An 11,916-nucleotide genomic window follows, 5' to 3' on the forward strand; every position below is an offset into this window, starting at 1 on the left:
TTTCAGAGTCAACCCTGAATTTCAGGATTTTTCTCTTCAACCGGACCGGCTGTTTGTGTGAAGTGATTCACATCCGCCGTGTCGATGGAGGCGCATTATAGGGAGTTCCCGAGCATCCGCAATAGAAAAATTGCAGAAAAATGTCTGACTGCTGCATTCCCCAGCAAAACCCCGCCTTATACCCTTTTACACACAGAGTTATCCACAAAGATGGCGATCTTTGCGTAGATCGTTCCTGCAATAAAGGAGCTTCAACAATGGGAAAAGCGATGTCGAAATCGAAAAAGAAAAATTCGCGAGCGTTGCGCAAACGTTTTCGTTACAATGCCCCCGCAAAACAAGGATGCCCCATAAGGGGCGTTAGCTAAGTTTTTCGAGAAAGATTCAGCTAACGCTCTCTGTAATAGTCAAATCCAGGGGATTTACCATGCAACAACGTCGTCCAGTCCGCCGCGCTCTGCTCAGTGTTTCTGACAAGGCCGGTATCATCGAATTCGCCCAGGCACTTTCCGCACGTGGTGTGGAGCTGCTGTCGACAGGGGGCACTGCCCGTCTGTTAGCAGATAAAGGTCTGCCGGTGACCGAAGTTTCCGATTACACCGGTTTCCCGGAAATGATGGATGGACGCGTGAAGACCCTGCATCCGAAAGTCCACGGCGGCATTCTTGGCCGTCGCGGTCAGGATGATGGCATTATGGAACAACACGGTATCGCGCCTATTGATATGGTTGTGGTGAACCTGTATCCGTTCGCCCAGACCGTAGCCCGTGAAGGCTGCTCGCTGGAAGACGCGGTTGAAAACATTGATATTGGTGGTCCGACCATGGTGCGCTCCGCCGCCAAGAATCATAAAGATGTCGCCATTGTGGTAAAGAGCAGCGACTACAACGCCATCATTAACGAAATGGATGCCAACGAAGGGTCACTGACCCTGAAGACGCGTTTCGACCTCGCCATCAAAGCCTTCGAACACACCGCCGCGTACGACAGCATGATTGCCAACTACTTTGGTAGTATGGTTCCGGCCTACCACGGCGAAAGTAAAGACGCCGCCGGTCGTTTCCCGCGTACCCTGAACCTGAACTTTATTAAAAAACAGGATATGCGTTACGGTGAGAACAGCCACCAGCAGGCCGCCTTCTATATAGAAGAAGAGATAAAAGAGGCGTCGGTCGCCACCGCTCAGCAGGTTCAGGGCAAAGCGCTCTCTTATAACAATATTGCCGACACCGACGCTGCGCTGGAATGTGTGAAAGAATTCAGCGAGCCGGCCTGCGTTATCGTCAAGCACGCCAACCCATGCGGCGTTGCCGTAAGCACCTCTATTCTGGACGCTTACGATCGCGCCTATAAAACCGATCCGACCTCCGCGTTCGGCGGTATTATCGCCTTCAACCGCGAGCTGGATGCCGAAACTGCTCAGGCCATCATCTCCCGCCAGTTTGTTGAAGTGATCATCGCGCCATCTGCCTCTGAAGAAGCGCTGAAAATCACTTCTGCCAAACAGAACGTGCGCGTGCTGGTTTGCGGCCAGTGGGCAGAACGCGTGCCGGGTCTGGACTTCAAACGCGTAAACGGCGGTCTGCTGGTTCAGGATCGCGATCTGGGTATGGTAACGGAAGCCGACCTGCGCGTGGTGACCAGACGTCAGCCGAGTGAGCAGGAACTGCGTGACGCGCTGTTCTGCTGGAAAGTGGCGAAATTCGTGAAGTCTAACGCCATTGTTTATGCGAAAGAGAATATGACTATCGGCATTGGCGCAGGCCAGATGAGCCGCGTTTATTCCGCGAAAATCGCCGGGATTAAGGCAGGCGATGAAGGTCTGGAAGTCAAAGGTTCTGCAATGGCTTCTGACGCCTTCTTCCCGTTCCGCGATGGTATTGACGCCGCTGCCGCCGTGGGCGTGAGCTGCGTGATCCAGCCTGGCGGTTCTATCCGCGATGATGAAGTGATTGCCGCCGCCGACGAGCACGGTATCGCGATGATCTTCACCGACATGCGCCACTTCCGCCATTAATGGAGCAACAGATGAAAGTATTAGTGATTGGCAACGGCGGGCGCGAGCACGCGCTGGCGTGGAAAGCCGCTCAGTCGCCAAAAGTCGAAACCGTCTATGTTGCGCCGGGTAACGCCGGTACCGCGCTGGAACCCACGCTGCAGAATGTGGCAATCAGCGCTACCGATATTCCGGCGCTGCTGAATTTCGCCCAAAGCGAGAAGATCGATCTCACCATCGTCGGGCCGGAAGCGCCGTTAGTGATGGGGGTGGTGGATACCTTCCGCGCCGCGGGTCTGAAAATCTTCGGGCCAACCGAAGGCGCCGCGCAGCTCGAAGGCTCCAAAGCCTTCACCAAAGATTTTCTCGCTCGTCATCACATCCCGACGGCGGAATATCAGAACTTCACCGACGTGGAGCCTGCTCTGGCTTACTTACGTGAAAAAGGCGCGCCAATTGTCATCAAGGCCGACGGTCTGGCCGCCGGGAAAGGCGTGATTGTCGCGATGACGCTCGAAGAGGCGGAAGCCGCGGTTCAGGATATGCTGGCAGGCAACGCTTTTGGCGACGCGGGTCACCGCATAGTGATCGAGGAATTTCTCGACGGGGAAGAAGCCAGCTTTATCGTGATGGTGGACGGCGAGCATGTACTGCCGATGGCAACCAGTCAGGATCATAAGCGCGTGGGCGATGGCGATACCGGCCTGAACACTGGCGGAATGGGTGCCTACTCGCCCGCGCCAGTGGTTACCGACGACGTTCATCAGCGCACCATGGAACGCATTATCTGGCCAACCGTAAAAGGGATGGCGGCGGAAGGCAATACGTATACCGGTTTCTTGTATGCGGGGCTGATGATCGACAAGCAGGGTAACCCGAAGGTCATTGAATTCAACTGCCGCTTTGGCGATCCGGAAACCCAGCCTATCATGCTGCGCATGAAGTCCGATCTGGTTGAACTGTGTCTGGCGGCCTGCGAAGGCAAACTGGACGCACAAAAATCCGAATGGGATAAGCGCGCTTCACTGGGCGTGGTGATGGCCGCGGGCGGATACCCGGGTGACTACCGCAACGGCGATGTGATCCACGGCCTGCCGCTGGAAGACGTGGCGGACGGTAAAGTCTTCCACGCCGGTACAAAACTGGCTGATGACGAGCAGGTCGTCACCAGCGGTGGTCGCGTTCTGTGCGTAACCGCACTCGGTGACACCGTTGCCGAAGCCCAGAAACGGGCGTATGCCTTAATGACCGACATCCGCTGGGACGACTGCTTCTGCCGTCACGACATCGGCTGGCGCGCCATTGAACGCGAGCAAAACTAACGCGACAGTTTTGCAAGCAGCGTTTTACGCGTAATCCCTAACTGACGGGCGGCTTCCGTTTTGTTGCCGCCCGTTTTTTCAAGCGCCGCCAGAATCACCTCTTTTTCAACCTCCACCAGCGGCTGAATGGTTTGCTCCTGCACAAGCGGGATCGGCTGTCCCGCAATCGTCAGCGGCAATTCACGTTCTGAAATGTACTCTCCCGTCAGCAACACCACGGCACGCTCAATGGCGTTTTCCAGTTCGCGGATATTCCCCGGCCAGGCGTAATGAATCAGCAGATCCATCGCCTGTGGCGTAAAGCCTTTCACCGCTTTGCGGTTACGTGCCGCAAAACGCTGAAGAAAATGTTCGGCTAACAGCGGAATGTCTTCCCGACGCTGACGCAGGGACGGCATTTCGATGGTTACCACGTTCAGCCGGTAGTAGAGATCCTGACGAAAGCGCCCGGCGCTGACTTCCTGCGCCAGATCCCGATGGGTGGCGGCGATCAGACGTACGTCAACCGTGAGCGTCTGGTTGCTGCCTACCCGCTGCACTTCACGCTCCTGGATTGCCCGCAGCAGACGCACCTGCATCATGGGCGAGATATCGCCGATCTCATCCAGAAACAGTGTACCGCCGTCGGCTTCGACAAAGCGGCCCTCGCGACGCTTGTCGGCGCCGGTAAACGCCCCCTTTTCATGCCCGAACAGTTCGGATTCCAGCAGGGACTCATTGAGCGCCGCACAGTTCAGCGTGACCAGCGGCTTGTCGCTGCGCGCGCTGCTGGCATGGAGCGCGCGCGCGACCAGCTCTTTGCCGGTACCGGAGTCACCATGAATCAGCACCGTCGCGTCGGATGGGGCAACCATTGCGATTTCGCTCAACAGCTGCTGCATCGCCGGGCTTTTTCCCACCATACCGAACTGGCTGGCGGAAACGGACGGCAGATCGCCCGGCGCCTCCTGCGCATGGGCCAGCGATTTCTCCAGCGTCTCCTGTAGGCGGTCAAAATCCAGCGGTTTGATCAGGTAATCCAGCGCCCCGGTTTTTAACGCTTCCACCGCCGTCTCGACGCTGGAAAACGCTGTCATGATCAGTACCGGAATTGCCGGGTTAAGCGCTTTAATCTCTTTGAGCGTCTCAATACCATCCAGTTCCGCCATGCGCACATCGCACAATACCAGGTCAAAGACATGCTCGCGTATCTTCTCCAGCGCCGCCCGCCCGCTGTATGCCAGCGCGACGTTATAGCCCCAGCCGCGAAGCAGCGCCTGTAATATCGTGCAGTGGCTGACATCATCATCTACCACCAGAATGTCGATCGTTTCGCCCGTCATCCTTGTACTTCCTTCTGTTTTGCTTTTACCGGCAGCCAGAGGGTAAAGATAGCGCCTTTGCCCGCCGGGCTTTCTGCCTTGATCGTCCCACCATGCTGTTCAATGATGTTTTGCACTACCGCCAGGCCCAGCCCGGTGCCTTCGGCTTTTGTGGTGTAGTAAGGGGTAAAAATCGTCTCCAGCTGTTCCGGCGCAATCCCCTTCCCGCTGTCTGCAACGACAATCTTAACGCGATCGGCACCGCTCATGCTTATATCGACGTTAATCGTACCTTGCCTGTCGATGGCGTGTATCGCGTTCAGGTAAAGGTTTAACAACACCTGCGTCAACCTGTCCGGATCGGCCTGGATAAGCGGCAGGGCCTCATTGGGCGTAAACCGCAATTCAATCGCCCGACTCTGCGCGTCCTGGCTCACCAACTGCAGCGAATGGGTAATGACCGTATTGAGATCTACCGACTGGAGCGTCAAATGAGCGGGCTTCACCAGCTCAAGTAGCTCGCTGACGACCCGGTTTAACCGGTCGGCCTCTTTCGCCATCACCTGCGCCAGCGCGTGCGCTTCACCGCCCGCCGGGGCGCGCTCGGCAAAATACCGCGCCAGCCCTTTAATGGATGACAGCGGATTGCGGATTTCATGCGCCACCCCCGCCGCCAGATGCCCAAGCGCCAGCAGTTTTTCCTGCCGGTTCATTTCGTCCTGAAGCAGTTGTCGCGAACGGAGATATCGCCGGTACCAGAAAAAGGCCAATAACGTCGCCAACAGCACTGTCGTTAAGGCGAAAAGCATGATCAGCATATTGCGCCACTCACGCGCCTGGGTGGTGGCTAACTCACTGGCGTCAAAGGCGATGAAAATCGTCTGCGGCGTGGAAGATATTCCGGCATTGCGCCCCTCGCAACGCGGCATGGCGCCCATGCCGTGTCGACCCGGCGAATGTAGTGGCTGGAACTGGCGGTAAATCTCCAGTGCGGGAACGGTTTTCCCCTGTTCATCCACGGCGTCAACAGAGCGCCAGCGCGCGTCCTCACCGGGATGCAAACGCTGTATCTCATCTGCCGCGTAAAGGGTTCCGCCCACCCGCGCAGGATCGCTGTGCATCAGGATATTTCCCTGCGCATCCGTGACCGCAAACCAAAGCACGCCAGGCTGCCCCGCCATCTCTTCCAACAGGGTCTGCTGCTGGGCGTGATGCATGCGCATCCCCATCCCGACGCGCGTGCCCGACTCCAGCGCGCGAATCAGCACGCCGCCTTTTTCCAGTAGCGTCTGACGTGCAGAGTCACTTTCCCGGCCATAATCACGGATCACTGCGGCGGCGAATAGCCCGACCAGAATCAGAATGGCGACGGGCAGTATGCCGCTGAGCCATTTCGTAACCGTATCCTTGTGGTGTCGCATAATCCCCTTCGCTTTCACCCGTTATTAATCTCTCCCGATTCAGCAGAAATCATGCCACTTTTTACCGCGCATATCCCTGTTCAGGCACTCAACCCCGGCCCGAAACGAGTAAAAATGACGCGCGGGGTTATTCCGGCGGGTCATTTTTACTCGCTTTTTCGTGAGCGCGCTGACTCAGGCCGCCATTTCCGGGGCTCAGTCCGCTGGCACGGAAGATGCAATAAGGTGAGTGAGATGACCAACAGGAGGATAAATGATGAAACGGAATAACAAAGCAGGCCTGGCGATGATTGCGCTTTCGCTGATGGTTTTGGGCGCCAGCCCGGCGCTGGCACGGCATCACTGGGGTTATGGCGACGGTATGTGGCAGCAAAACACCGCTCCGCTCACTGCGGAACAGCAAGTCGCCGCACAAAAAATCCATAATACGTACTACAACCAGGCCAACACACTGCGCCAACAGCTCATGTCTAAACGTTATGAGTATAACGCGCTGCTCTCCACCAATCCCCCGGACAGCGCAAAGATCAACGCCGTCGCGAAAGAGATGACGTCGTTACGCCAGTCGCTGGACGATCTGCGGGTGAAACGCGATGTGGAGATGGCGGAAGCAGGCGTACTGCAGGGCGCGGGTATGGGCTACGGCGGCTGCGGAGGACGTGGCGGTCATATGGGGATGGGGCACTGGTAAAGCGCACGCCGACTTGCGTCAGAACGTCTTCTCGGTCGGCTGCCAGCGACAGAAGTCAGAGTTTGCCACCAGCAACAGTTGTGAACCTTCGGGCGCTTCCAGCCACGCCACGCTTACGTCCATTGACGAGTGGCGCTGGCGGCGCTCGATATGATTCATTGCCCATGGCTCCAGATCGGGTTTCAGTGTTTCGCCTTCACAGGTGGTCACCGTACGCTCAGCGGCATGCCAGCGTCCCTGTCGCAACACCACGCGCCCCAGGCGCAGTGCGTCGCTGGTCTGGCGAATCTGCCCCGCGCGATAGCGGTATAAGGCGATTTGATCGTTAGAAAGCTGCTGCTTATGTCCGTCGACTTCACGCTGCATAAAGCTCAGCTCACCGCGATCGTCAAACCGCACGCGGATATGCTCCGGCGGTTTGCTGTAAATATTGAGTTCAATCAGAGAGAGGGTTTCTCCCTGCCAGCGGTACTCGCTGGTGGTAGTACTGCCGTTACGCCACGGGCTAAACACCGAAAGCAGATGCACGCCGTCTGCTTCATCTTTACGCCAGATACGCACGGCGCCCTGATCGTCAGCGAATCCGCTGGCGGTAAAGGGCGGTGGAGAAGCGTTATGACTGCAGGCCGTCAGCAACAGCACGCCCGCCAGCGCCAGCGTACGACGCCAGACAGACAAAAGGGGCGACACCGCCCCTTCGTTAAAACTGTTCACAGCCACGCGGTCTTACTTAACAGCGTCTTTCAGTGCCTTACCAGAAACAAATGCCGGTACGTTAGCAGCGGCGATTTTGATTTCTTTACCGGTCTGCGGGTTGCGGCCAGTACGCTCAGCACGGTGGTTCACTTTGAAGGTACCGAAACCAACCAGTTGTACAGCATCGCCTTCTTTCAGAGACTCAGTAATGGCAGCCAGAGTAGATTCCAGAGCAGCTTTAGCCTGGGTTTTGGACAGTTCTGCTTTGTCTGCAATTACATCAATCAGTTGAGTCTTGTTCATAAGTTATCCTTACAATGTGTTTATCGCTTGCTAAGCATCGAGTGCGACGGAAATGCCAGAAAAGCACTCTCCTGCATACACGCACCGATAGCCACTTTTTTTCGCCCTCCAAATGTAGACCAGACGGGGGGCGGAAGGGAAGCCTTCAGGCACGACAATTCAGACGTTAAATCACGTTTTCGTGTCTTATTGCTGAAAATTTATACCGATATTGCTCTCGCCAGCCTCACGCAGGTCTGCTCTGAGCCCTTTTATCAGTTCAATGTCGCGTTCTTCGCAGTCGGCTAAAAGTCGGAATATTTCCCACTGAATATCCCATTCCTGCTCAACCGCAGGGTTCTCTTTCAGCTCCTCATCGGTCATTTCGCGACCCGCCTGAGTCATTTCCAGCATCGCTACCGTGGTAATGGATGTCTTACTGACTTCAATGGCATGTTCAAGCGTTTCTCCGCTCAAACGAGAATGTACCAGTTCGCTCAACGCCACACAGGCGTCTATCGCCGGATAAACGCCATACAGGTCATAGTCGTCCGCGACCGGAATCGCCTCTTCGAATTTCTCCAGTTGGCTGTCGAAATTCACTTTCGCGTCTTTCACCGTCAGCGTTTCCCAGATGAGGTCGAGGATACGGCGATACACCTGACCGTCGCCAAAGTCCGTCTGTTTGCAGAACATGGCGTAGTTCGGATACATGCGCTCGCACAGGCAGGCCATAAACGTAACGTGCTGCCAGCTTTCCAGGCGTTCCAGACGCAGATGAATCGGGTTTTGTAACATGATGAATTCTCGAAACGGAAATTAGCCGCAGTGTACATTAATCAGGGCTGAATTTCCTGCCATCGCGTGAAGGCCGGACGCCCTGACGCAACGGCATCCGCCCAGCGAGTCGGCTCCGGCAGACGATAGCCTTTCATGCAGCGTTGCACCCACGCCAGCGCGCTGTCCAGCCCGACGCGATGCCCTGTCGCGATAAACAGCGGATTACACCGCGCTTTGCTGCGCCACACCCAGGCCAGTTGCTCGCCTTTGTCCATCAGCGGTGCCAGTGCGCCAGGCTCCGCGGAGAGCGGTTCAAACTTGCCGCACAGGCGTTTTTTCGCCACGCCAATAGTGGGCACGTCCACCAGCAGCCCAAAATGGCTGGCGACGCCGAGACGGCGCGGGTGTGAAACACCGTGACCGTCGACAAACAGCAGATCGGGTTTTTGTGAGAGTTGTTCCCACGCCGCGAACAGCGCGGGGTATTCACGAAACGAGAGGAAGCCGGGGATATAAGGCATGGTGGTGGCGATACGCGCCACCTTGTATTCGACCAGCTCAAGAGAAGGGTATTTCAGCAAAACCATTGCTGCTCGCGTCACCTCTCCCCCCTGCTCAAACCCGACGTCTGCCCCAGCGATCAGATCCGGCGGATCGTTATCGAGCCGATCCTCGCGGATCACGGATGAAGCAAGGTCAAGTTGTTGAGCGCGTAGCGACGCGAGATCCATGGTTTCTCCTTAGCGGTGGTATTGCGCGGACAGTCGGTGTACGGCCTCCACAAATGCGCCAGCGTGTTCCGGCGGCACATCCTGATGGATGCCGTGGCCGAGGTTAAAGACGTGGCCTTCGCCCTGGCCGAAACCAGAAAGTATAGACGCCACTTCCTCTTCGATGCGGGCAGGCGGCGCATAAAGCATCGACGGGTCCATGTTGCCTTGCAGGGCGACCTTATGCCCGACGCGGCGACGCGCGTCGGCAATATCGGTGGTCCAGTCCAGTCCCAGCGCGTCACAGCCGGTTTCCGCCATCGCTTCCAGCCACTGTCCGCCGCCTTTGGTGAATAGTGTGACCGGCACGCGGCGACCGTCATTTTCTCGCAGCAGGCCATCGACAATTTTGTGCATGTAGTACAGTGAGAACTGCTGATAGTCGCGTCCGGTCAGCACGCCGCCCCAGGTATCGAAAATCATCACCGACTGGGCGCCCGCTTTGATTTGCGCGTTGAGATACAGCGTGACGCTTTTCGCCAGCTTATCGAGCAGCGCGTGCAGGGTATGCGGGTCGGCGTACATCATCTTCTTGATCACGGTGAAAGCCTTGCTGCTGCCGCCTTCCACCATGTAGGTCGCCAGCGTCCACGGGCTACCGGAGAAGCCGATGAGCGGGACCTCGCCTTTCAGTTCACGGCGAATCGTACGCACGGCGTTCATCACGTAGCCCAGCTCGTCTTCCGGATCGGGAATGGGGAGTTTGTCGACGTCAGCCTTACAGGCGACCGGCGAAGTAAAACGTGGGCCTTCTCCGGCTTCAAAGTAAAGGCCCAGCCCCATCGCATCCGGAATGGTCAGAATGTCCGAAAAGAGGATCGCCGCATCCAGCGGATAACGGCGCAGCGGCTGGAGCGTGACTTCGCAGGCCAGCTCGGCGTTTTTGCACAGGGACATAAAATCGCCTGCCTGGGCGCGGGTCGCTTTATACTCCGGTAAATAACGGCCAGCCTGGCGCATCATCCATACCGGGGTGACATCAACGGGCTGGCGCAGCAGCGCACGCAGATAACGATCGTTTTTCAGTTCGGTCATTTTGCAGTTCCTTATTGCGTCAGTCCGTCAGTTTACCATGTCATTCATATTCAGCCCGACATATTGCCACCGTATCTTCGATCAGACGGCGCGCGACGGTGCCTGGCGGCGGTAAAAGCGGTAAATCGTCGTAGCGATACCAGTCCGCTTCCAGCAACTCTTTTGGATCGATGACAATCTCGCCGCTGTCGTATTCCGCCATAAACGCGGTCATCAACGACATCGGGAACGGCCACGGCTGCGAGGTCACGTAGCGCAGATTTTTCACGGTAATCCCGCTCTCTTCCATCACTTCGCGCGCGACAGCCTGTTCCAGCGTTTCGCCAACCTCCACGAACCCGGCGAGCACGGTATGAATGCCATTGCGATGGCGGGTATGTTGGGCGAGCAGAAGGGTGTCATCACGACGAATGGCGACAATAATACAGGGGGCGATTTGTGGATAGTAGCGTTCACGGCAGTGGCGACACAGCATTGCCCATTCGGTTTTACTCGGGTGCATAGGGTGACCGCAGTAGCCGCAGAATTTGTGCGAGCGGAAGAACTCCGCCAGTTGCACGCCCCGCCCCGCCAGTTGAAACAAGCCGACATCCTGATCGATAACCTGGCGGACTGACCCCATATCGTGACGACGCTGCTGCTGTATCAACCAGACAGACTCACCTTCCCATTCGCCAATGTGTAATGCGCGCTGTCCCACAAGATCGAAATTTGCCGCGTCGCCGTGTGGCAATTCCCCATGGGGCAACCATAATTTTTGTTCATGACTGACGATCCACCAGCCGTGATCCCATTTTTCAATAATACGATCCATAGCTCTTGCACTACCTTTGCGTCACTGGCATGTTGATAACATTATTTTTACATTTCTGGGTAAGCAGTTTTAACTCTACACTTGCGGAGTCAATCATGTTAAACCAGCTGGAAAACCTGACGGAACGCGTCGGTGGAAGTAATAAACTGGTTGATCGCTGGCTACATGTACGTAAGCATCTGCTCGTGGCTTACTACAATCTGGTTGGCATTAAGCCTGGCAAAGAATCGTACATGCGGTTGAATGAAAAAGCGCTGGATGATTTTTGTCAGAGCCTGGTCGATTACCTTTCCGCCGGACACTTCAGTATTTATGAACGTATTCTGCATAAATTGGAAGGGAACGGTCAGCTTTTAAACGCGACCAAAATCTGGCCACAGCTGGAAGCCAATACCCAGCAGATCATGAACTACTATGATTCCACTCTCGAGACCGCCATCGATCATGACAATTGCTATGAATTTCAACAGGCGCTGTCGGATATCGGCGAAGCGCTGGAAGCACGCTTTGTTCTCGAAGATAAGCTGATTATGCTGGTATTTGACGCCATGCATGACCACGCCAGAATTAAACGACCTGCTTGAGTTCTGCGCAATTAACGAGTAGGTTAAAAACGTCCCCCTCTCCGGAGGGGATGTCATCTTGTCGGAGTGCCTGATTTCCACAACGTATCCGCGATGCCAGAAGGTAACGCAAAGAATGAAGTGGAAAAGGCTGAGACCGTTAATTCGGGATCCGCGGAACCTGATCAGGTTAAGACCTGCGAAGGGAACAAGAGTAATTCTGCATCATGCACCTGCCCGCAAGG

General features: G+C 56.1%; 12 protein-coding genes and 1 riboswitch. Of the genes, 4 read left to right on the forward strand and 8 right to left on the reverse strand.

Annotation, left to right across the window (positions count from 1 at the left end; all coding sequences use genetic code 11):
* Positions 1–427: 427 nt before the first annotated feature.
* Positions 428–2,017 (forward strand): bifunctional phosphoribosylaminoimidazolecarboxamide formyltransferase/IMP cyclohydrolase, encoded by a 1,590-nt coding sequence (purH, locus tag OGY07_RS08090; RefSeq protein ID WP_269677840.1) that lies wholly within the window; start codon positions 428–430, stop codon positions 2,015–2,017.
* An 11-nt stretch (positions 2,018–2,028) separates the two neighbouring features.
* The gene (purD, locus tag OGY07_RS08095; RefSeq protein ID WP_042292988.1) at positions 2,029–3,318 is read left to right on the forward strand and encodes a phosphoribosylamine--glycine ligase; all 1,290 of its coding nucleotides are present in this window, start codon (positions 2,029–2,031) and stop codon (positions 3,316–3,318) included.
* On the opposite strand, the gene zraR is transcribed toward purD, so the two are convergent.
* Entirely contained in the window at positions 3,315–4,640 is a 1,326-nt protein-coding gene (gene zraR, locus OGY07_RS08100) for a sigma-54-dependent response regulator transcription factor ZraR (RefSeq protein WP_042292990.1), read from the reverse strand. The two genes, purD and zraR, sit on opposite strands and share 4 nt — an antisense overlap.
* Complete coding sequence (zraS, locus tag OGY07_RS08105; protein WP_286599858.1) at positions 4,637–6,040, reverse strand: two-component system sensor histidine kinase ZraS; 1,404 nt, start codon at positions 6,038–6,040, stop codon at positions 4,637–4,639. Before zraS ends, zraR begins: the two co-directional genes overlap by 4 nt.
* A 256-nt stretch (positions 6,041–6,296) precedes the next feature.
* On the opposite strand from zraS, the gene zraP reads away from it, so the two are divergent.
* Entirely contained in the window at positions 6,297–6,731 is a 435-nt protein-coding gene (zraP, locus tag OGY07_RS08110; RefSeq protein WP_286599884.1) for a zinc resistance sensor/chaperone ZraP, read from the forward strand.
* Between the two features lie 18 nt (positions 6,732–6,749).
* Here the strand turns inward: zraP and OGY07_RS08115 are convergent, their stop codons facing one another.
* From OGY07_RS08115 to nudC, 6 genes are all read right to left on the reverse strand, one after another.
* Positions 6,750–7,445: a DUF1481 domain-containing protein gene (locus OGY07_RS08115; RefSeq protein WP_042292996.1), complete on the reverse strand. Its 696-nt coding sequence runs from the start codon at positions 7,443–7,445 to the stop codon at positions 6,750–6,752.
* Positions 7,446–7,457: 12 nt separating this feature from the next.
* Positions 7,458–7,730 (reverse strand): nucleoid-associated protein HU-alpha, encoded by a 273-nt coding sequence (gene hupA / locus OGY07_RS08120; protein ID WP_001044509.1) that lies wholly within the window; start codon positions 7,728–7,730, stop codon positions 7,458–7,460.
* Between the two features lie 186 nt (positions 7,731–7,916).
* Positions 7,917–8,507: a YjaG family protein gene (locus tag OGY07_RS08125; protein WP_042292998.1), complete on the reverse strand. Its 591-nt coding sequence runs from the start codon at positions 8,505–8,507 to the stop codon at positions 7,917–7,919.
* Between the two features lie 41 nt (positions 8,508–8,548).
* Complete coding sequence (gene nfi / locus OGY07_RS08130; protein ID WP_286599860.1) at positions 8,549–9,220, reverse strand: deoxyribonuclease V; 672 nt, start codon at positions 9,218–9,220, stop codon at positions 8,549–8,551.
* Between the two features lie 9 nt (positions 9,221–9,229).
* A complete protein-coding gene (gene hemE / locus OGY07_RS08135) occupies positions 9,230–10,294 on the reverse strand; it encodes a uroporphyrinogen decarboxylase (RefSeq protein ID WP_042293003.1) in 1,065 nt (354 codons plus the stop codon).
* 40 nt (positions 10,295–10,334) lie between these two features.
* The gene (nudC, locus tag OGY07_RS08140; protein ID WP_042293005.1) at positions 10,335–11,108 is read right to left on the reverse strand and encodes an NAD(+) diphosphatase; all 774 of its coding nucleotides are present in this window, start codon (positions 11,106–11,108) and stop codon (positions 10,335–10,337) included.
* A gap of 95 nt (positions 11,109–11,203) precedes the next feature.
* Between nudC and OGY07_RS08145 the strand changes: the two genes are divergently transcribed.
* Positions 11,204–11,692, forward strand: coding sequence for an Rsd/AlgQ family anti-sigma factor (locus tag OGY07_RS08145; protein ID WP_042293006.1), 489 nt, complete (start codon positions 11,204–11,206; stop codon positions 11,690–11,692).
* A 52-nt stretch (positions 11,693–11,744) separates the two neighbouring features.
* A riboswitch (TPP riboswitch) is annotated at positions 11,745–11,896 on the forward strand.
* Positions 11,897–11,916 lie beyond the last annotated feature (20 nt).

The organism is Citrobacter sp. Cs237 (assembly GCF_030332325.1).
Classification (GTDB): Bacteria; Pseudomonadota; Gammaproteobacteria; order Enterobacterales; family Enterobacteriaceae; genus Citrobacter_A; species Citrobacter_A sedlakii.